This is a genomic window from Nocardia puris (genome assembly GCF_036051655.1).
In the GTDB taxonomy this organism is placed as follows: Bacteria; Actinomycetota; Actinomycetes; order Mycobacteriales; family Mycobacteriaceae; genus Nocardia; species Nocardia puris.
Genome location: NZ_CP107943.1, coordinates 1,240,854 through 1,260,042, shown reverse-complemented (window position 1 = coordinate 1,260,042; position 19,189 = coordinate 1,240,854). Strand labels below are relative to the sequence as shown.

At 70.4% G+C, this 19,189-nt stretch carries 21 protein-coding genes; 12 read left to right on the top strand and 9 right to left on the bottom strand.

What is annotated here, in order from left to right; genetic code table 11:
* Positions 1-5: 5 nt before the first annotated feature.
* From OHB21_RS05465 to OHB21_RS05440, 6 genes are all read left to right on the top strand, one after another.
* A complete protein-coding gene (locus OHB21_RS05465) occupies positions 6-365 on the top strand; it encodes a histone-like nucleoid-structuring protein Lsr2 (RefSeq protein ID WP_067514514.1) in 360 nt (119 codons plus the stop codon).
* A gap of 212 nt (positions 366-577) precedes the next feature.
* Positions 578-1,177 carry an FHA domain-containing protein gene (locus tag OHB21_RS05460; RefSeq protein WP_228801492.1) on the top strand — a complete coding sequence of 200 codons (600 nt, stop codon included), beginning with the start codon at positions 578-580 and terminating at the stop codon, positions 1,175-1,177.
* A 117-nt stretch (positions 1,178-1,294) separates the two neighbouring features.
* Positions 1,295-1,855, top strand: a complete 561-nt coding sequence (locus tag OHB21_RS05455) for an anthrone oxygenase family protein (RefSeq protein ID WP_067514518.1) — start codon at positions 1,295-1,297, stop codon at positions 1,853-1,855.
* Positions 1,856-1,932: 77 nt separating this feature from the next.
* Complete coding sequence (locus tag OHB21_RS05450; RefSeq protein WP_067514520.1) at positions 1,933-2,877, top strand: esterase/lipase family protein; 945 nt, start codon at positions 1,933-1,935, stop codon at positions 2,875-2,877.
* 464 nt (positions 2,878-3,341) lie between these two features.
* Positions 3,342-5,900, top strand: a complete 2,559-nt coding sequence (locus tag OHB21_RS05445) for an ATP-dependent Clp protease ATP-binding subunit (RefSeq protein WP_067514522.1) — start codon at positions 3,342-3,344, stop codon at positions 5,898-5,900.
* Between the two features lie 210 nt (positions 5,901-6,110).
* On the top strand, positions 6,111-6,944 hold the full coding sequence (locus tag OHB21_RS05440) for a hypothetical protein (RefSeq protein ID WP_328437726.1): 834 nt from the start codon (positions 6,111-6,113) through the stop codon (positions 6,942-6,944).
* A 130-nt stretch (positions 6,945-7,074) separates the two neighbouring features.
* Here the strand turns inward: OHB21_RS05440 and OHB21_RS05435 are convergent, their stop codons facing one another.
* Positions 7,075-7,524, bottom strand: a complete 450-nt coding sequence (locus OHB21_RS05435) for a YfbM family protein (RefSeq protein ID WP_195125263.1) — start codon at positions 7,522-7,524, stop codon at positions 7,075-7,077.
* Positions 7,525-7,608: 84 nt separating this feature from the next.
* On the bottom strand, positions 7,609-9,033 hold the full coding sequence (locus OHB21_RS05430; RefSeq protein ID WP_195125264.1) for a sensor histidine kinase: 1,425 nt from the start codon (positions 9,031-9,033) through the stop codon (positions 7,609-7,611).
* Between the two features lie 317 nt (positions 9,034-9,350).
* Here OHB21_RS05430 and OHB21_RS05425 point away from each other — a divergent pair, with 317 nt between their 5' ends.
* The 3 genes from OHB21_RS05425 to OHB21_RS05415 all read left to right on the top strand — a co-directional run bounded on the left by OHB21_RS05425 (position 9,351) and on the right by OHB21_RS05415 (position 11,121).
* Complete coding sequence (locus OHB21_RS05425; RefSeq protein WP_195125265.1) at positions 9,351-9,701, top strand: Rossmann-fold NAD(P)-binding domain-containing protein; 351 nt, start codon at positions 9,351-9,353, stop codon at positions 9,699-9,701.
* A gap of 472 nt (positions 9,702-10,173) precedes the next feature.
* Positions 10,174-10,623, top strand: a complete 450-nt coding sequence (locus OHB21_RS05420) for an SRPBCC family protein (RefSeq protein ID WP_067505646.1) — start codon at positions 10,174-10,176, stop codon at positions 10,621-10,623.
* A gap of 57 nt (positions 10,624-10,680) precedes the next feature.
* Positions 10,681-11,121, top strand: coding sequence for an OsmC family protein (locus OHB21_RS05415; RefSeq protein WP_067505643.1), 441 nt, complete (start codon positions 10,681-10,683; stop codon positions 11,119-11,121).
* Positions 11,122-11,249: 128 nt separating this feature from the next.
* On the opposite strand, the gene OHB21_RS05410 is transcribed toward OHB21_RS05415, so the two are convergent.
* From OHB21_RS05410 to mhuD, 4 genes are all read right to left on the bottom strand, one after another.
* Positions 11,250-11,711, bottom strand: coding sequence for a hypothetical protein (locus tag OHB21_RS05410; RefSeq protein WP_195125266.1), 462 nt, complete (start codon positions 11,709-11,711; stop codon positions 11,250-11,252).
* A gap of 36 nt (positions 11,712-11,747) precedes the next feature.
* A complete protein-coding gene (locus OHB21_RS05405; RefSeq protein WP_195125267.1) occupies positions 11,748-12,527 on the bottom strand; it encodes a CbtA family protein in 780 nt (259 codons plus the stop codon).
* Positions 12,518-12,712: a CbtB domain-containing protein gene (locus OHB21_RS05400; RefSeq protein WP_067505635.1), complete on the bottom strand. Its 195-nt coding sequence runs from the start codon at positions 12,710-12,712 to the stop codon at positions 12,518-12,520. The genes OHB21_RS05405 and OHB21_RS05400 overlap by 10 nt, the downstream gene beginning before the upstream one ends.
* A 228-nt stretch (positions 12,713-12,940) precedes the next feature.
* Entirely contained in the window at positions 12,941-13,258 is a 318-nt protein-coding gene (mhuD, locus tag OHB21_RS05395; protein ID WP_067505632.1) for a mycobilin-forming heme oxygenase MhuD, read from the bottom strand.
* Between the two features lie 70 nt (positions 13,259-13,328).
* On the opposite strand from mhuD, the gene OHB21_RS05390 reads away from it, so the two are divergent.
* The gene (locus OHB21_RS05390; protein ID WP_067505629.1) at positions 13,329-14,072 is read left to right on the top strand and encodes an alpha/beta fold hydrolase; all 744 of its coding nucleotides are present in this window, start codon (positions 13,329-13,331) and stop codon (positions 14,070-14,072) included.
* 33 nt (positions 14,073-14,105) lie between these two features.
* Here the strand turns inward: OHB21_RS05390 and OHB21_RS05385 are convergent, their stop codons facing one another.
* Complete coding sequence (locus tag OHB21_RS05385; protein WP_067505626.1) at positions 14,106-15,017, bottom strand: HhH-GPD family protein; 912 nt, start codon at positions 15,015-15,017, stop codon at positions 14,106-14,108.
* Between the two features lie 98 nt (positions 15,018-15,115).
* Here OHB21_RS05385 and OHB21_RS05380 point away from each other — a divergent pair, with 98 nt between their 5' ends.
* Positions 15,116-15,739 carry a carbonic anhydrase gene (locus tag OHB21_RS05380; protein WP_067505624.1) on the top strand — a complete coding sequence of 208 codons (624 nt, stop codon included), beginning with the start codon at positions 15,116-15,118 and terminating at the stop codon, positions 15,737-15,739.
* A gap of 124 nt (positions 15,740-15,863) precedes the next feature.
* Positions 15,864-16,514, top strand: coding sequence for a hypothetical protein (locus tag OHB21_RS05375; protein WP_067505621.1), 651 nt, complete (start codon positions 15,864-15,866; stop codon positions 16,512-16,514).
* An 84-nt stretch (positions 16,515-16,598) separates the two neighbouring features.
* Here the strand turns inward: OHB21_RS05375 and disA are convergent, their stop codons facing one another.
* Both disA and radA read right to left on the bottom strand, forming a co-directional pair.
* Positions 16,599-17,732 (bottom strand): DNA integrity scanning diadenylate cyclase DisA, encoded by a 1,134-nt coding sequence (gene disA / locus OHB21_RS05370; protein WP_084537417.1) that lies wholly within the window; start codon positions 17,730-17,732, stop codon positions 16,599-16,601.
* A 23-nt stretch (positions 17,733-17,755) separates the two neighbouring features.
* Complete coding sequence (gene radA, locus OHB21_RS05365) at positions 17,756-19,150, bottom strand: DNA repair protein RadA (RefSeq protein ID WP_067505618.1); 1,395 nt, start codon at positions 19,148-19,150, stop codon at positions 17,756-17,758.
* Positions 19,151-19,189: the final 39 nt, after the last annotated feature.

Here is a 19,189-nt window from a genome sequence, read left to right as displayed (position 1 = left end):
ATCTCATGGCAAAGAAGGTCACCGTTAGCCTGATCGACGATGTCGACGGTGAGTCCACCGCGGACGAGACCATCGAGTTCGCGATCGACGGTGTGTCGTACGAGATCGACTTGTCCGCGGCGAACGCGGCCAAGCTGCGTGACGGTCTGGAGCAGTGGGTTTCCAGCGCTCGACGGACCAGTGGCCGCCGCCGTGTGAAGACCGCCGCCGGCGCCACGACCGCGCCGAAGAGCCGGGTCTCCATCGATCGTGAACAAAGCGCCGCAATTCGTGAGTGGGCGCGCCGTAATGGCCACAAGGTGTCGGCGCGGGGCCGTATCTCCGCCGACATCACCGAGGCTTACAACAAGGCCGCGAAGGGCTGATCGGTAAATTCCGCTGCCGCCCGGGCGAATCGTGCGACGCCCGGGCGGCAGCGTCGTTTCCTGGCGCGCCGCACGTCGCCACGCCGGGCCGGCGCGGTTCGATCTTGCTCGCGGGTGCCGGGGCGCGGCACCATGGAGGCTGTGCGAAGGTTGTCACTGGCGGTATGGAGAGATGAGGTATCGGCGCAGTGACCGGATTCGTCGGATCAGTATTGCGATTCACCGATGACTCGGGCCGCCAGCAGGAGCTGGGTCTGAGCCCGGAGCGTCAGCGCGTCACCATCGGCCGTTCCCCGCAGGCCGATCTGGCGCTGCGCTGGGACGCCGAGGTGTCCCGGCTGCACGCGGCCGTCGAGTATCTGGGCACGCACTGGACCATCGTGGACGACGGCCTGTCCACCAACGGCACGTTCATCAACGGTGAGCGACTGGTCGGCCGCCGCCGCCTGATGGACCGCGACCGCATCCGGGTGGGCACCTCGCTGCTGTCCTACCACGACTACGGCGCCGAGGCCGACGACGCGACCCGCACCTCCAGCAGTTCGGTGCCGACCCTGCGCTCGCTCACCGAGACCCAGCGCGCCGTGCTGGTCGCGCTGTGCAGGCCGTACAAGAACGGCACCGGTTTCGCCACGCCCGCGTCCAATCAGCAGATCGCCGAGGAACTGTTCCTCAGCGTCGACGCCATCAAGACCCACCTGCGCACGCTGTTCGCGAAATTCGGCGTGGAGAACCTGCCGCAGAACCAGAAGCGGGTCCGCCTGGCGGCACTGGCCATGCAGAGCGGGATCATCTCCGAGCGCGATCTCTAGGACCGTGGACGCTCGCGCATGGGCGCGAGCGTCCGGGCCATGGTCGCCCGCGCGCGATCGCGATTGACTGATATCGCCTCGCCGGGACACTCCGGCCGCAAAGTCAGGAGAGATCGCATGATCGCGCTTCGTATCGCCGCCCTCGTCGCGGCCGCGCTGTCGACCGGGCTGATCGCCGGCGTCTTCTACGCCTACGCGATCTCGGTGATGCCCGCGCTCGGCGGGCTCGACGACCGGACGCTGGTGTCGGTCATGCAGAAGATCAACGTGGTGATCATCAACCCGTGGTTCATGATCGGCTTCCTCGGCACGGTGGGTTTCAGCGCGCTGGCGGCGGCGCTGCACCTGGGCCGGGAGCATCGCGCGACGCTCGTCTGGGTCGGTATCGCCTTGGCGCTCAACGTGATCGCGTTCGCCGTGACGGTGGCGTTCAACGTGCCGCTCAACGTCGGGCTGGAGGCGGCGGGCGATCCGGGCGCCATCGCCGACCTCGCCGCAGTTCGCGCGGAGTTCGAGGCGGAGTGGGTGCGTTACAACGTGATTCGCGCGGTGCTGCACACGCTGGCCTTCCTGGTGCTGTGCGGCGCGCTGTTCGCGGCGGGCGCGCAGCAGGGGGAGCGGGCCGCGCTGCCCGCCACCGAGCCGGTTCCGGCGCACAGCGCGAACCAGTTCCAGTAGTCGGCTCGCCGAAACCGTGCCATCTGGGACAGTGCTCGAGTTACCTTTCTGGAACAGGTTTCAGAAAGGTAACTCCCATGCGACGTGTCCCAGGTGCGCTGACGGTGGCTCTCGTGCTCGCGGCGCTGTGGATCAGCGCCGCGGGCGCGGCGCACGCCCAGCGCTATCCGGTGGTCTACAACTTCTTCTCCGGCATCCCCTACGAGCTGACGAATCCGGGCGGTTCGCTGCCGGGCGCCAACGACTGGTCGTGCCGTCCGAGCGCGGAGCATCCCAACCCCGTCGTGCTCGCGCACGGGACCGGCGGTGGGGCGCAGACGAATTGGGGCGTGTACGCGCCGCTGCTGGCCAACGAGGGGTACTGCGTGTACGCGCTCACCACGGGGGCGCACGCGGTGCCGTGGCCGCTGTCGGAGATCGGCGGGATGCGCCCGATCCAGGAGAGTTCGGCGCAGCTGGCCGCCTTCGTCGACCGCGTGCTGGCCGCCACCGGGGCGCGGCGGGTGGACATCGTGGGGCATTCGCAGGGGAACTTCACCGGCAACTACTTCGTCAAGAAGCTCGGCGGCGCGCCGAAGGTGGACAAGCTGGTCGCCATCGCACCGCCCTGGCTCGGCACCAACGCGGGCGGCGTGGGCACGGCGGCGCAGTTCGCCGACCGGCTCGGCATCGGCGCGGCCTTCCGCTCCGGGCTCGGTGACCAGCTCTGCATGGCCTGCCCGCAGATGTTCCAGGGCTCGCCGTTCCTGACCGACCTCAACGCCGGCGGCGTCTACCACCCTGACGTGACCTACACGAATATCGCCACCCGCTACGACGAGGCGGTCGTGCCGCACACCAACGGCCTGGTGCCCGCGCCCAACGCCACCAATATCGAGGTGCAGGACGGCTGCGCGCAGGACTTCACCGAACATGCGGGCATCGCGGGCTCGATGCGGACGGCGCATTTCGTGTTGAACGCCCTGGACCCGGCGCATCCGCGCCCGGTGCCCTGCGTGTTCGCCGCGCCGTTCACGGGGTAGGTGCGGATCGGGGACGAGGGCGTCCTCGCGTGTTCGCTGTGCGCGGACCCACGCCGATGACCGCCCCACTGGTCGCCGGTCGACGGTAGGTTGTCCGGAACCAGGTCGTATCCGGGCGGCGGAATCCCGCGCGGGTGCGGACGGTCGGCGGGAACAATCGGGCCCGCCCGGCCGTTCGGCCTGGCAGACGCGGTGTTCGCCGACGCCGCCGCGTGTGGCGCTGTTCGCTGTGGGCAAAACCGGATCGGAAACGAAACCCGGGACGGCCACGTTATGAGTGAATGACCGTGTTGCCGCCGGTCCGCAATAGGGTGGACTGGAGGCGGCTCGGACCCCTGCCAACTAGAGTGGAGGCGGGGGCCGCAACCCCCGGGCTTCATGGCAGGCTGACGACCACAGGTTGACCACACAGCGGGTGAAGCGTCGGACGCCACTGAAGGTCTGAGCAGGAGAGTGAGGGAGCGATGTTCGAGAGGTTCACCGACCGCGCGAGGCGTGTCGTTGTCCTGGCCCAGGAAGAGGCCCGGATGCTCAACCACAACTACATCGGCACCGAGCACATCCTGCTTGGCCTCATCCACGAGGGCGAGGGTGTCGCGGCGAAGTCGCTGGAATCGCTTGGCATTTCGCTGGAGGGTGTGCGCAGCCAGGTGGAGGAGATCATCGGCCAGGGCCAGCAGGCCCCGTCCGGTCACATCCCGTTCACCCCGCGCGCCAAGAAGGTGCTGGAGCTGAGCCTGCGCGAGGCGCTGCAGCTCGGCCACAACTACATCGGCACCGAGCACATCCTGCTCGGCCTGATCCGCGAGGGTGAGGGCGTCGCGGCGCAGGTGCTGGTGAAGCTGGGCGCCGATCTCAACCGCGTGCGCCAGCAGGTCATCCAGCTGCTGTCCGGCTACCAGGGCAAGGAGCCGGTGGAGTCCGGCACCCGCGGCGAGGCGGGCACCCCGTCCACCTCGCTGGTGCTCGACCAGTTCGGCCGCAACCTCACCCAGGCCGCGCTCGAGGGCAAGCTCGACCCGGTCATCGGCCGCTCGAAGGAGATCGAGCGCGTCATGCAGGTGCTGAGCCGCCGCACCAAGAACAACCCGGTGCTGATCGGCGAGCCCGGCGTGGGCAAGACCGCCGTGGTCGAGGGCCTGGCGCAGGCCATCGTCAACGGTGAGGTCCCCGAGACGCTCAAGGACAAGCAGCTCTACACCCTCGACCTGGGTTCCCTGGTCGCGGGCAGCCGCTACCGCGGCGATTTCGAGGAGCGCCTGAAGAAGGTGCTCAAGGAGATCAACACCCGCGGCGACATCATCCTGTTCATCGACGAGCTGCACACGCTGGTCGGCGCGGGTGCCGCCGAGGGCGCCATCGACGCGGCCTCCATCCTGAAGCCGAAGCTGGCCCGCGGCGAACTCCAGACCATCGGCGCCACCACCCTCGACGAGTACCGCAAGTACATCGAGAAGGACGCCGCCCTGGAGCGCCGGTTCCAGCCGGTGCAGGTCGGCGAGCCCACCGTCGAGCACACCATCAACATCCTCAAGGGTCTGCGCGACCGCTACGAGGCGCACCACCGGGTGTCCATCACCGACGGCGCGCTGGTGGCCGCCGCGACGCTGGCCGACCGCTACATCAACGACCGGTTCCTGCCGGACAAGGCGATCGACCTCATCGACGAGGCGGGCGCGCGCATGCGCATCCGCCGCATGACCGCGCCGCCGGACCTGCGCGAGTTCGACGACAAGATCGCCGACGCCCGCCGCGAGAAGGAAAGCGCCATCGACGCGCAGGACTTCGAGAAGGCCGCGCGCCTGCGCGACAAGGAGAAGCAGCTCGTCGCCAAGCGGGCCGAGCGCGAGAAGCAGTGGCGCTCCGGCGATCTCGACGTCGTCGCCGAGGTGGACGACGAGCAGATCGCGGAGGTGCTGGCCAACTGGACCGGCATCCCCGTCTTCAAGCTCACCGAGGAGGAGACCAGCCGTCTGCTCCGCATGGAGGACGAGCTGCACAAGCGGATCATCGGCCAGGAGGACGCCGTCAAGGCGGTCTCCAAGGCGATCCGCCGCACCCGCGCCGGTCTGAAGGACCCCAAGCGCCCCTCCGGCTCGTTCATCTTCGCCGGCCCGTCCGGTGTCGGTAAGACCGAGCTGTCCAAGGCGCTGGCCAACTTCCTGTTCGGCGACGACGACGCGCTCATCCAGATCGACATGGGCGAGTTCCACGACCGCTTCACCGCCTCGCGCCTGTTCGGTGCCCCTCCGGGCTACGTGGGCTACGAGGAGGGCGGCCAGCTCACCGAGAAGGTGCGCCGCAAGCCGTTCTCGGTGGTACTGTTCGACGAGATCGAGAAGGCGCATCAGGAGATCTACAACACCCTCCTGCAGGTGCTCGAGGACGGCCGCCTCACCGACGGCCAGGGCCGGACCGTGGACTTCAAGAACACGGTGCTGATCTTCACCTCGAACCTGGGCACCTCCGACATCTCGAAGGCCGTGGGCCTGGGCTTCACCCAGTCCAACGCCGAGGGCTCGAACTACGAGCGGATGAAGCTCAAGGTCAACGACGAGCTCAAGAAGCACTTCCGCCCCGAGTTCCTCAACCGCATCGACGACGTGATCGTCTTCCACCAGCTCACCAGCGAGCAGATCGTGGAGATGGTGGACCTGATGATCGGTCGCGTCGCCACGCAGCTGAAGAACAAGGACATGGCGATCGAGCTCACCGATCAGGCCAAGAGCCTGCTCGCCAAGCGCGGTTTCGACCCCGTGCTCGGTGCCCGCCCGCTGCGCCGCACCATCCAGCGCGAGATCGAGGACCAGCTCTCGGAGAAGATCCTCTTCGGCGAGATCGGCCCCGGCCAGACCATCGAGGTCGACGTCGAGGGCTGGGACGGCGAAGGCACCGGCGAGGACGCCAAGTTCGTCTTCACCGGCAAGGCCAAGCTGACCAAGACCCCCATCGAGGAGAAGCCCGAGGTCGTCCTCACCGGCGCCGCCGAAGGCACCACCGAGGCCGCCGCCTCCGGCGAGTAAGTCACGAACCAGAGCCCGCCCCCATCGAAAGATGGGGGCGGGCTTTCTTGTGCCTGCAGTCTTTGTTCCCGCAGCGGTGAACCAGCCCGACTGTCCGTGGGTGTGGCGGGGACGTGCTGCGCCGCAGGTGAATCGTTCGGGGCGGCGATATTCGCTCGATGCGGTGGCGGGCGGCCAATAGACTGGGGTGAGCTCGGGAGGGGTGTCGAAGTGGCGGGTCTGATTCCAGAAGCGCCGGTTACGGGGGACCCGGACCGGGACGCGAAAGTCGCCGAGAATTGGCCGGAGATCGCACGTTCGCTCCGGATCGCGTTGGTCGTCGTTCCGCTGGCGGTCGTCGGGGTGATGGCGGCGGGCATGGTGTTCGCGCCGCTGGAGGTGGTGCTGTGGCTATTGCCGCTGCACATCGTCGTGATGAGTTGCCCACCGTTGATCGCGTTGCTGTGGTTTCAGGGGTTCGGCGTGCATCGGGTGGACGAGTGGCGCAAGGCGTCGCGGGGGATCGACGCGCAGTTGTGGTTGCACGGTTGCCAGATCTTCCTGGCCATCGCGGCGATCGATGGCGCCTGGGTGTCCACGTGTTTCCTGGTGCTCCTCGTCGGCATCGGATTACGGGGGCTCAGCGAGTCGCATCTCTTTCGTGCGCGATTGCGCGCGGTCCCGAGATATCTGCCGGGGGACGTGCGGCCGCCGCGCACTCCGCCCGATCGGACGTTGCCCGTGGGCCGCGTGGAACTCGCCACGGTGACGGGCGACGGCGTCTACGACATCGTGCTCGACACCGACCGTATCGAGGTCACCGGCCGTGGGGCGGACACCAGCCCGCTGGCCGCAATTCCCTTGCGCGACATACGGAGAATCGAAACCGCCACGTACGAGGACGACAACCCGCGCTACTGCTGCTATGTCGCCGCGGACGGCCGCGCGCTCTTCGGCGACCGCCCCCGAGCCGTCGTCCTGCGCGCCGGAGCCCACGGCGTCCTGCGCATCCCGACCGCGGACGCCGATCACACCGTGAACCTCATCAGGAACCGCCGCGGGTGAGTCGGCCGCGTTCAGCATCCTCCTGACGCCGCTGTCGTCCCCGAACTGATCCGCCGTCGTCGCGAGTGGTTCTCGCGACGTGCCGACCGCGTGACCGGAGTCGCCTCGAAGATTGCCGGCGCGCTGCGGATCAGCCCCAGAACATCAGGGCTGCCTGTTCTTTCGCGGCGGTGTCGGTGAGGAAGGTTCTCAGGTCGCCGTAGTTTTCTTGGAGGTAGTCCAGCGCCCAGTCGGTGGTCCAGATAGTGGGGTAGATGTCGCTGTCGCTCATACGGTTCGCGTCGTAGTGGCGCGCCAGGTCCGAGAATGGCATGTCCCGCAAGGTATTCGCGGCCTGCGCTACGGTGGCCGCGCTCCATCCGAAGCGTGACCCGTCATCCCTGATCGGGTCGCCGTCTTTCAGCAAGTCGATATCGATATCCGCCGCGGAGAACAAGAACTGCAGGCCGTCCCATGCCTTGTCGAGATCGGTCTGGGCGAAGCCGGGGCGGTCCTCCAACACCTCGTCGAGCACGTCCTCGTTCCCGAGGAGGACCTCCTCCAGTTCCTCCGGCGTCACCGCGTAGAAGCTCATGATCATGCCCATTTACCTACCCCCACTGCTCGGTTGATCGAATACCGGCGAGAGTACTGCCGGGGTCCGACACGAACGGCGGACGCGGGCTCAGTTTTTCTCGGGTTCAGGGGTTTCCGAGACGTTCGCCGTGGGTTCCTTCGGCGCGGGCTCGACCTTTCCGTTGCCCTCGGCCCCCACCGCGGCGGGGACGCGGCGCAAGCCGGTGTCGGAGGGGAGGCGGGCGGCGACGCGATAGCCGCCGCTGGGGCGCGGGCCCGCGGTGAGGGCGCCGCCGAGGGCGTGGATGCGTTTGCGCATGGTGATGATGCCGTTGCCGACCGGGCCGGTGCGGGCGGGCGTGGTGGTGGGGCGGGAATTGTCGATGGTGAGGTCGAGCGAATCGGCGGTGTAGCGGATGGTGACGTTCGCGCCGGCGCCAGGGGCGTGCCGCAGCACGTTGTCGAGGGATTCCAGGATGATCGTCGCGGCGGCCACGTCGATGGTGCCCGGCAGGCGACGCACCTCGCCGACGATCTTGGTCTCCACGTTCAGCCCGTCGGCGCGCACGCCGCGCAGCAGCACGTCCAGGTCGTCGATGCTCGGGTCGGGCAGGCGCACCGGCTCGGGCGCGACGGGCGCGGGTTCGGGCTCCGGCTCGGGTTGGTGCGCGGGCTCGCGCACCTCCAGCCGGGGCGCGGCCCGCCAGGCGCCGCGCCGCGGACGCGCCGGGCGGGTGGGCAGCGGGTGCTGCTCGGCCTCCTCCAGATCCTCGGCGCTGACCCCGGCGCGGATCACGCCGAGCAGTTTGTGCACCTCGGCCAGGGATTCCCGGCTGGCGATCTTGATCGCGGCGAGCGTGCTGCGCGCCTGCTGCGGCTTCTTGTCGAACAGTTCCAGCGCCATCGAGGACTGCACGTTGATCACCGAGATGTTGTGCGCCAGCGCGTCGTGCAGCTCGTGCGCGGTCGCCAGGCGCCTGCGGTTCTCGGACCGTTCGCGTCGGGCCTTCTCGTCGCGGCGCGCCGCCGCGGCCCGCGCCCGCCGCTCCCGCTCGGCGATGCGCCACTGGCGCAGCACCTCGGCCGCCGCCACCAGCGCCGCGAGCCAGCCGAGGATGCCGAACGCCGCCCACAGGTCGGTGTGCCTGCCGAGCAGCGCGGGCACCGGCCACACGAACAGCAGGTACGCGGCGGGCACGACCGGGTATGTCCACCAACGGTTTCCGTGCACGGCGGCGGTGAGGAAGGCGATCGCGAAAGCCAATACCACCGGCCCGAATCCGTAGCCGACGGCGAGGTAGAGCCCGCAGGCGGCCAGCGTGACCCCCAGCACCGGCAGCGGCTGCACCCGCCGCAGGCCCAGCGCCAGCGGCCCCGCCACAAGCAACACGTAGCCGAATACGTCCAGCGCCCGCACCCCGGACTGGCTCGCGTTCACCGCGTAGCCGCCCCCCACCTGGATCGCGGCGACGATCGCCGCGATGCCCCAGTCCCGCACGACCGAGCCACGATTCGCTTTGCCTGGCGCATTCACCCTTGCAGCCTAAGCGGCCGACCGCCGTTCGGCGCCCGTCAACCGAGCATTTGCGGCGTTCTCGCCGCAAACGCGGAGGTCGCGATCGCCCTCGCTACGCGGGTGACCTCGAACGTCCAGCGGGGGCATGTCGTCGAGTCGCCGCGGCCCGGCCCATGGGGTCGACGATCCGAACCTCTTCCCGCCGAGAGCAATCGGGGTGCTCGGTTCTACTTCACCGGCAGGCGGCGCGCCGTCGGCCGGAATCCGGCGCGATCGCCGGGGCCGATCCGGTCGATTCCCCTTACCAGGTCGAACACGGGGCTTGACCTGAACGAATGTTGGGGCCCGATCTCGGTGCGGTCGCCGCCGTGGCGCTCACCGAGGACGGGCACGCGGGCCGCGCCTACAACCTCGCGGGCCCGGAGGCGCTCACGCCGCGACAGCGCGTCGCGATGCTGGCCGAGACGGTGGGCCGCGCGATCGTCTTCGAGCAGATCAGCCGCGAGCGGGCGATCGACCGGCTGCTCGCGACGAGTGTCTCGCGCGCTGACGCCGAGTGCGTGATCGGCTGGTACGCCGACCCGCCGGCGTCGGCGAGCACACCCGACGGCACCGTCGAGCGGATCCTCGGCCGCCCCGCGCGCACGTTCGCGGAGTGGGTGACCGAGCACAAGGACCGCTTCTGAGCGGAAGTCGGGCGGTGGCGGCGCGCGTACCGAGGGGTCGCGCCGCCCTCGCCGGTCCTGAACGCGTGCGCCCGGCTCGCGGCTGATCATGTTGCGCGCCAGAGTGATTCGCTTGCGGAGAGCCGACTCCTGGCTCGCGCGTGCCGAGGGGAGTAGCGCCGCCCTCGGCGGGTTGTGAGTACGCGGGCACGGCTTGCAGCTGATCATGCTGCGCACCAAGAGGATTCGCGCGTCCAGAGCCGGGTCATGAAGTCCGGCAGGCCCTCCAGCAGCGAGCTCTTGTGGACCGCGCGGTCGCGCGTCACGAGCGCCCGGTCCGGATTCGGACCGAGCCCCGATGCGCTCGGCGTGGTCGTGCACAAGATCGTGTCCGCTCGGCCGATTTCTCGCCCTCACGCTGATTCTGGGCGGAATCGTGCTCGCGCGCGTCACCGATCCCGGCTGAGTCCGCCGGGCGGAGTATGGTCCGGTCATGAATGCCCAGCCCGTTCGCACACCGGATCTGTCCACGCGGCCGCACGAGATCACCGTCGAGCGGGTGATGAAATCCCCGCCGGGTTTGCTGTACGCCGCGCTGACCCAGGGCTTCGACATCTGGTTGGCCGTACCGGATTCCGTGCGCATGACCCCCGCCGTGCGCGAGCCGTTCTACTTCGAGACCGAGGCCGAGGGTGAGCGGGTGCCGCACTACGGCCGGTTCCTGCGCCTCGAGCCCGAGCGCACCATCGAGTTCACGTGGGTGACCCGCGCGACCGAGGGCGCCGAGACCGTGGTGACGATCGGGTTCGTCAAGCAGCCGCGGGGCATCCGGCTTCGCCTGCGCCACGCCGGATTTCCGGGGGAGGAGGCGGCCCGGCGCCACGGACGGGAGTGGCTCGCGCTGCTGGAACGGCTGGACAGCCGATTGAGCCCCGCGGACTGAGCGCGGGCGAGTAGGTTCGGATCAGACGAACTCGTCCACCCTCGTGAAAGGACAACGATGCCCACACGCACCGCGCGCACCGCATGGACCGGCGGACTGCAGGACGGTTCCGGCCAGGTCGAACTGACCAGCTCCGGTGTCGGCAAGTACGACGTGTCGTTCCCCAAGCGTTCCGCGGACGCGGCCGACGGCACCACCAGCCCCGAGGAACTCATCGCGGCGGCGCACTCCTCCTGCTACGCGATGGCGCTGTCGGCCCAGATCGGCAACGCGGGCGGCACCCCGGAGAGCCTGGACGTCACCGCCGATGTCACGCTCGGCCCCGACCCGGCGGGCGGCTTCCGCATCACCGGTATCAAGCTGACCGTCCGCGCCCGGGTCTCGGGCCTGGACGCCGACGGCTTCATCGCCGTGGCCGAGGCCGCCAAGGCGGGCTGCCCGGTCTCCAAGGCGCTCGCGGGCGTCGACAGCATCACCCTCGACGCCGCGCTGGCCTGACGGTTCTCCCCGCGCGGGAGTCGTCTCGCCGGACACGGTCCCGCGCCGGGTGTACGTGGCGCGGGACCGCGGTGACTGTCGGTACACGCTCCGACCCATCACAAGGTAGTCCAAATAAATTTGTTTGGCTACCCGAAACTCGTGGTGTGTCGACCGGCGAAGTGCGCGCGAGCGCCGGACGCCCACATCGCGGGCACGGCGACGAGCACCGCCGCGACGTGCACAGCCCGCAGGACCGCGATCAGCAGCGTGCCGGGTGTGGCCGCGCTCCACGGGATTCCGCCGTCGAGCACCGCGGTGGCCGGTTCGATCAGCAGCGAGGACAGCCCCACCACGCCGAGCCCGAGGGTGAGCGCCAGCCGCGCCGGATGACTGCCGCGCGACATCAGCACGGCCGCCGCCAGCACGGCCAGGTAGAGCGCCGCCCGCACTGCGAGTCCGACGGCGAGCCCTCCGACATCGGCCTCGGCGGTGTCGAGCGCGACGGCGGTGTGGACGAGTGCCTCGGCTACTCCGGCGAGCAGGGCGACCACAACTCCGGTGAACGCGATCGAGACCGGTCGCGGAACGGAAGGGGCAGTGTCGGTCATGGAAACCGACACTGCGCCTTCACGTCTCGTCGCGGATCACGCCGCGGTAGCGACTTCCTCCCCTACCGTGGTGCCAGAGCGCGAGGCGAACTCGGTGAGCGCCGCGAACACCAGGCCGAGCGCGGCCCACAGCGTGGTCGTGACGGCCAGCGACGACACCCGGAACTGCCACAGCAGGCTCGGCGGGAAATCCTCGGCCACTTCGTCGATCCCGGGCAGCAGCACGTAGCCCAGTGCGGTGATCAGCACGAACGCCGCGACACCGGCGATCAGGCGCACCGTGTCCAGCTGCCCGGCGAGCAGCTTGTACACGTACACCCCGGCGCCGACGGCCGCCAGGCCGAGCAGGACCACGGCCACCCACAACCAGGTGCGCTCGTTGATGGTCTCCGGATCGCCCACGGCCGGTGGATTGGCCGGGTACTTGAAGAACGGCACCGCGACGATCGCGGCCCAACCACCCACACCGAGCGCGAGGGCCAGCTTCGGCCCCGGCAGCGCGGTGTGGCGCCGCGCGTAGTGCGCGACCGAGGCGAACAGGGCGCCCACCGCGAGACCGGTGATGCCGAGTGCGAGGAACTGGCCGAACTTCTGTCCGGACCTGCTCACCGCGGCCCCGTCGTCCCCCTCGCCGTGCGAGTGACCGCCCGCCTCCTCCTCGGGGGCGTGCGCGGCGGCCGCCTCCTCGATGGCGATGGCGGCGTCGATCTTGGGCTCGCCGACGAAATAGCCCACCGTGGCGGCCAGCAGACCGGCGATCAAACCGGCCAGCAGGCCGCGCAGCAGCAGGGTCTTCAGTGTTCCGGTCAGTGGCACGGGACACCCAGCAGGTGACGTCCGTCGTGCATCAGCTCGTGCAGGAACATCCCGCCGCGCGAGAGGGTCCCCTGGTCGAAGCCGACCAGGTACAGGGTGAGCAGTGCGAGCAGAACGACACCGACCGTGACGAGCACGGTTGCCAGGGAATCGGTTTCCCGTGCGGGTGAATGCGCGATGGCCATTCGAGTCCTCCTAGGGGAAGGGGCGCGTCCCCGTGAGATGGGCGGTCGCGACGGTGCCGGTGTCTGGCTTTCCGGCACCGTTCCCGCCGGGCCGCGAACGGCTCGGGACGGACTCGGTGCGAGGAACACAGTGGCGCGACCGCTCCGGATTCACACCGGAATTACCGCATCACCCTCGCTTTGGTCATCTCGAACTGTGACATTCCACGCCATCGGCGTCAATACGCGTCAGGACGCGGGCTTGGCCGCCACGTCCAGCACCACCTCGAACTCCAGCAGCGAGGCGCCCGTCGAGACCGGCTTCTGTTCGCCGGACCCCGCGTGCGCGGCGCGGGCGGGCCCGTCGCGCCAGGCGGCGAAGGACTCCTCCGAATCCCACTGTGTCACCACGAAATAGCGGTTCTCGCCCGCCGTGGGACGCAGCAGCTGGAAACCGAGGAAGCCGGGGGAATTCTCCACGGCGTGCGCGCGGTGGGCGAACCGCTTCTCCAGTTCGGGACCCGCGCCCTCGGGGACCTCGATCGCGTTGATCTTCACGACAGCCATGCCCCGACAATACGTCGGCGCGGCGGGTGCGATGCGCGCGCCGACGCCTCGACCGGGCACAATCGAGCCGATGTGGTACGACGAAGGCGGAGCAGGGGTGCCGATCCTGCTGCTGCACGGCTTGATGGGCAGCGCCCGGACCTGGGGCGATCAGCTCGACTGGCTGCGCGGGCACGGCCACGTCTACACCTTCGACGCCGCGGGCCACGGCCGTCCGGCGCCCGCCGAACTCAGCACCGAGGCGTTCGTCACCGATCTGGCCGAGGCCACCGCGCACCTCACCGAGCCGATGGTGGTGATCGGCCATTCCATGGGCGCGCTGCACGGCTGGGTCTTCGCCGCCCGCCACCCCGAGCGGGTGCGGGCGCTGGTGGTGGAGGACATCGCGCCGGATTTCACCGGCCGCACGGCCGCCGACTGGGCCGCGATGATCGAGTCCTGGCCGCAGCCGTTCCCGGACGCCGATTCGGTGCTCGACTACTTCGGCCCGGTCGCGGGCCGGTACTTCCTGAACTCCTTCAGCCACGGTCCCGACGGCTACCGGCTGCACGGCTCGGTGGCCACCTTCCGCGACATCTCCGAGGAGTGGGGCGGCCGCCACTTCTGGGACGAGTGGCGGGCCGTGCGGGTGCCCGCGCTGCTCATCGAGGGCGAGCACACCATCACCCCGCCCGGCCAGATGCGCGAGATGGCCGAGACCAACCCCAACGCCGAGCACGTGCTGGTCCGCGGCGCCGGGCACCTCGTGCACGACGACCAACCGGAGCGCTATCGCGAGGCCGTGGAGAAGTTCCTGCGGCGCGTCCTGGACTGAGGCCTCGTGACCGGCTGAGCGGGCTGAACCGGGTCAGCCGCCTTCGCCCGCGAGCGCGAACAATCCGTCGGCGGTCTGCTCGATCAACCCGTCCACCAGCAGCGAATCCAGCGCCCGGTCTCGCTGGCCCGGATCGCGCGTCCACGCCAGATCCAGCCGCACCCGCTCGACCGGTCCGCTCGCGTCGCGCAGTACGTCGAGCAGGCGGCCGCGGGCCTGGCGGTCGGTGCCCTCGTACTTCTGCGTGCGGCGCACCACGTCCGAGACGGGCCGCCCGGCCGCCACCCAGGCGCAGTCCGGCAGCGGGCAGCGCGCGCAGTCCGGGGTGCGGGCCGTGCACACCGTAGCGCCCAGCTCCATCAGGGCGGCGGAGAACTTCGCGGCGCGGGCCACCTGCGCGGGCAGGAGCGCCTCGGTCTCGGGCAGATCCCGCGACGACGGGTTGCCGGCCTCCGCGCGCCCGTGCACCGCCCGCGCCACCACGCGCCGCACGTTGGTGTCCACCACGGGAACCCGCTGCCCGTAGGCGAAGCACGCGACGGCGCGCGCGGTGTACGCGCCGATGCCGGGCAGGCTCAGCAGGACGTCCACGTCGGCGGGCACCTCGTCGCCGTGCTCGGCGGCGAGCACCCGCGCGCATTCGTGCAGCCGCAGGGCCCGGCGCGGATAGCCGAGCTTGCCCCACGCGCGCAGCACCTCGGCCTGCGAGGACGCCGCCATCGCCGAGGGCACCGGCCAGCGCGCCACCCACTCCCGCCAGATCGGCTCGACCCGCACCACCGGCGTCTGCTGGAGCATGATCTCGCTCATCAGGATCTGCCACGCCGTCACGCCCGGGCGTCGCCAGGGCAGATCGCGCGCGGACTCGGTGTACCAGTCCAGCAGCGCGTCGTGGTCGACGTGGCCCGTGCCCGGACCCCGCCGGATGTCGGTACCGCCGCGCATCTCCCTCACCGTCCCCGCCGAGCGGCGGCCAGTCGATCTTTGCCGGCCCGTAACGAAGCGGACTCGCTGGTAACCATCGGCATGTGCACAATGGCGATATGCCTGGTTCCAATCCGATAAGTGCCTGGAAGTCCCTCCGCGAGGGCAACGAGCGCTTCGTCAATGGCAATTTGATGCATCCTAGCCAAGGCGCGGCCGACCGGGCCAAGCTCGTGGCCGGTCAGCATCCGCACGCCATCCTGTTCGGCTGCGGCGACTCCCGGGTGGCCGCCGAACTGATCTTCGACCAGGGACTCGGCGACATGTTCGTGGTCCGCACGGCGGGGCACGTGGTGGACAGCTCGGTGCTCGGCTCCATCGAATACGGCGTGCACGTGCTGAACGTGCCGCTGATCGTGGTGCTCGGACACGACAGCTGCGGCGCCGTGAAGGCCACCATCGACGCGCTCGACGGCGGCGAGGTGCCCGGCGGGTTCATCCGCAGCGTGGTGGAGCGGGTCACCCCGTCCATCCTGATCGGGCGCCGCGAGGGCCTGTCCGGGGTGGACGAGTTCGAGGCCAGGCACGTGGTGGAGACCAGCAAGCTGCTCATGCAGCGCTCGATGATCATCTCCCAGCGGGTGGCCACCGGTCAGCTCGCGATCGCGTGCGTGACGTACAAGCTGGCCGACGGCCAGGTCAAATTGCAGCGCGTCGTCGGCAATATCGGCGAGGTCGTCTGATCCGGTCCGGGCGGGCCGAATCCCCAGCGTGCGGGGGTCGGCGCGGGCGCCACGCCCGCGCCGACCGGCCCGACACGCCGAGGTCCTGAGACGCCCCACCCGGTCGTGGCCGTAAGTTTGAGACGTGCTGGAACCGACTGGACCACTGCCTCCGGAGATCTACTGGCGTCGTCGCGTTTTCGCCATCGGAGTTCTCGTCGTGGTGCTCGCGCTGGTGATCTGGCTCGTGGTGATGGTCGCCCGCGGCGGTGACTCGCCCGGCGGAACCGCGGCCGCGACCTCGACGACCACCGCGGCGACGTCGACCTCGGCCGCACCGGAATCCGACACCGCCGACCCGAGTGCCACCCCGGCGCCGAGCGCCGCGCCCGCGGGGGCGGCGGGCCAGTGCCCCGATCAGTCGCTGGCGGTGAAGGTGACCGTCGAGCAGCCCACCTATCAGGTCGGCGAACAGCCGGTGTTCGGGATCGTCATCACCAACATCTCCTCGGAGACCTGCTCGCGCGACGTGGGTTCGGGCCTGCAGCAGATCTCGGTCTACACCCTCGACGGCACCCGCAGGCTCTGGTCGAGCACCGACTGCTACCCCGACGGCCAGCCCGACGTGCGCGATATGAACGGCGGCGAGCAGGCGGCCTTCCAGGTCACCTGGTCGGGATCGACCTCCCAGCCGAACTGCGCGGGCGAGCGCGTGCCGGTGCCGCCGGGCGCGTATTCGGTTGTCGCGCAACTGGGTTCGGTGCGCAGCGCGGCCGAGCCGTTCAATATCGCCTGAGCGGAGCGGATTTCGGCGATTCGGTCCGCGCCCGGCGTGATCGGGGCGGCGCGCTGGAAGCCCGCACCGCGCAATCGGGCCCGCTCAGAACCGGCGGATCGGGCCGGGACGGTCGAACGGGCGGTCCGGGCTCAGCGCGGCCAGCCGGGTGAGCGCCTCCCTGATGCGCGCCGCCCGCGGCACGCCGATGCCGTCCACCGCTTGCAGATCGGCGACGGTGGCGGCCAGCAGCCCCTGCACGCTCCCGAACGCCGACACCAGCGTCTCGATATCGGTGAACCGCAGGCGCGGGATGCGGGCCAGCACGCGGAAACCGCGCGGGCGCACCGGGCGCTCCAGCGCCGCCGCGCCGTCCGGATAGCCCAGCGGCGCGGCCAGGCTCGCCGGGTCCAGCAGTTCGGCGTCGGTGAGCGCGTCCATGCCCGACAGCGCCCGCTCGACGGTCGCGGGGGTGACCGGGCCCGCGAGGTAGTCGCGGACCAGCAGTTCGCGCGACCACGCGCTGTCGCCGATCAGCTCCTCCAGCCGCAGCGCCAACTGCCTGCCGTCCACGCCGAGCTCGAGCACATCGCGCTCGATCTCGTGCCCCACGCGGCGCATCCGTTCCAGCCGCTGCGCCGCGCCGAGCGCGTCGCGCAGGGTGACCACATCCTCGAGCTCGGCGGCGGTGAGCTCGGCGCACACGTCGTCGTAGCCGCCGCGATAGCGCTCCAGCGTGCCCAGCGCCTGATCGGCGCGCGTCAGGATGGCCGCCGACGGCTGCACCAGGTGGCGCACACCGGCCACGTAGACCGTCATCGTGCGCATCGATTTGCTCACGGCCACCACGGGATGGCCCGTCTGCGCGGCGGTGCGCTCGGCCGCGCGGTGGCGGGTGCCGGATTCCGCGCTGGGCAGTGACGGGTCGGGTACCAGGTGCGCGTTCGCGCGCACGATGCGCGACGCGTCGGCGGTGAGCACCACCGCGCCGTCCATCTTCGACAGTTCCCGCAGCCGGGTCGGCGCGAAGTCCACGTCGAGTTCGAAACCGCCGTCGCACAGGGCGCGCACCCGCTCGTCCCAGCCGAGCACGATCAGCCCCCCCGTGCGGCCCCGCTGGATGCGCTCCAGGCCGTCGCGCAGCGCGGTGCCCGGCGCGATCCTGGCGATCACCTCCGGCAGCGGCGAGTGCTCGGGCGCCTCGCGCGGCGGCTTCGGCGGGACCGACCTGCCGCGCAGGTACGCGGCCCACCGGCCCGGGATCACTCGGCCTCGCCCCGCGGTGACCGTCCCGAGCGCAGTCCGCTGATCCGCAGCGCCGACCGCACGTCACCCACCTCGTGCACGCGCATCCCCCCGTTCTTCACCCGCTCCAGGCCCGGCGGCACCAGCGCCGTGGTGAACCCGAGCCGTTCGGCTTCGGCCAGCCTACGAGCCACCCCCGTCACCTTGCGCACCTCGCCCGCCAAGCCGACCTCGCCGAGGATCACCCAGCCCGCGGGGATCGCCGTATCGGCTTCGGCGCTGGCGATGGCCAGCGCGATGGCCAGGTCGGCGGAGGGCTCCACGAGCCGCATCCCGCCCACGGTCGCCGCGTAGACGTCGTGCTTGCCGAGGAACACCCGCCCCCGGCTCTGCAGGACGGCGAGCACCATCGCGACCCGGTTGTAGTCCAGGCCGCTCACGGCGCGGCGCGGCTGCGGGATCTCGGTGCGCACGGTGAGTCCCTGCACCTCGCCGACCAGCGGCCGCTTGCCGTCCATGGCCACGGTGACCGCGGTGCCGGGGACGGTCTCGGTGCGGTGGTGCAGGAACAGCCCGGACGGATCGTCGACGCCGGCGATGCCGTCCTCGTGCAGCTCGAAACAGCCGACCTCGTCGGCGCTGCCGAAGCGGTTCTTCAGGCCGCGCACCATGCGCAGCGTGGAGTTCTTGTCGCCCTCGAACTGCAACACCACGTCGACCAGGTGCTCCAGCGTGCGCGGGCCCGCGACGTTGCCGTCCTTGGTGACGTGGCCGACCAGCAGCACGGCCACACCGCTGGCCTTGGCCAGCGAGGTGAGCGCGGCCGTCACGGCGCGCACCTGCGTGACGCCGCCGATCACGCCGTCCACGTCGGGCGCCAGCATGGTCTGCACGGAGTCGACCACCAGCAGTGTCGGGCGCACCTGCTCGACGTGTCCGAGCACGACCGACAGATCCGATTCGGCCGCCAGGTAGACCCGCTCGTGCACCGCGCCGGTGCGGTCGGCGCGCAACCGCACCTGGCCCGCCGACTCCTCGGCCGTCACGTAGAGCGCCCGCTCGTCGCGCGCGGCGGCCCAGCGGTGCGCCACCTCGAGCAGCAGCGTGGACTTTCCCACACCCGGCTCGCCGGAGAGCAGCACCACCGAACCCGGCACGACGCCGCCGCCGAGCACCCGGTCCAGCTCGTTCACGCCGGTCGGCTTGGCCCTGGTGACCTTCGAATCAATGGTGGAGATGGGCGCCGCGGCCGTGCTCGGCAGCATCGCCTTGCGGCCGGGTGCGGCGGCGGAGGTGGACGCGGCGACCTCGTCGACCGTGCCCCACGCCCCGCACTCCGGGCATTTGCCGACCCACTTGGCGACCTCGTGCGCGCACGCCGAACACCGGAAGACCGGCTTGTTCCTGGCCAAAGGCGCCCCCGCCTCTCGGGATGTCGGACCGCGTCAGCG

Coding starts and splice junctions, on each gene's coding strand:
- OHB21_RS05450 (WP_067514520.1), top strand. CDS start 1,933: ATGCGACGTGTCCCAGGTGCGCTGACGGTGGCTCTCGTGCTCGCGGCG.
- OHB21_RS05465 (WP_067514514.1), top strand. CDS start 6: ATGGCAAAGAAGGTCACCGTTAGCCTGATCGACGATGTCGACGGTGAG.
- OHB21_RS05425 (WP_195125265.1), top strand. CDS start 9,351: ATGTTGGGGCCCGATCTCGGTGCGGTCGCCGCCGTGGCGCTCACCGAG.
- OHB21_RS05385 (WP_067505626.1), bottom strand. CDS start 15,017: ATGCGCGGCGGTACCGACATCCGGCGGGGTCCGGGCACGGGCCACGTC.
- OHB21_RS05445 (WP_067514522.1), top strand. CDS start 3,342: ATGTTCGAGAGGTTCACCGACCGCGCGAGGCGTGTCGTTGTCCTGGCC.
- OHB21_RS05455 (WP_067514518.1), top strand. CDS start 1,295: ATGATCGCGCTTCGTATCGCCGCCCTCGTCGCGGCCGCGCTGTCGACC.
- mhuD (WP_067505632.1), bottom strand. CDS start 13,258: ATGGCTGTCGTGAAGATCAACGCGATCGAGGTCCCCGAGGGCGCGGGT.
- OHB21_RS05400 (WP_067505635.1), bottom strand. CDS start 12,712: ATGGCCATCGCGCATTCACCCGCACGGGAAACCGATTCCCTGGCAACC.
- OHB21_RS05415 (WP_067505643.1), top strand. CDS start 10,681: ATGCCCACACGCACCGCGCGCACCGCATGGACCGGCGGACTGCAGGAC.
- OHB21_RS05420 (WP_067505646.1), top strand. CDS start 10,174: ATGAATGCCCAGCCCGTTCGCACACCGGATCTGTCCACGCGGCCGCAC.
- OHB21_RS05435 (WP_195125263.1), bottom strand. CDS start 7,524: ATGATCATGAGCTTCTACGCGGTGACGCCGGAGGAACTGGAGGAGGTC.
- OHB21_RS05410 (WP_195125266.1), bottom strand. CDS start 11,711: ATGACCGACACTGCCCCTTCCGTTCCGCGACCGGTCTCGATCGCGTTC.
- OHB21_RS05380 (WP_067505624.1), top strand. CDS start 15,116: ATGCCTGGTTCCAATCCGATAAGTGCCTGGAAGTCCCTCCGCGAGGGC.
- OHB21_RS05390 (WP_067505629.1), top strand. CDS start 13,329: ATGTGGTACGACGAAGGCGGAGCAGGGGTGCCGATCCTGCTGCTGCAC.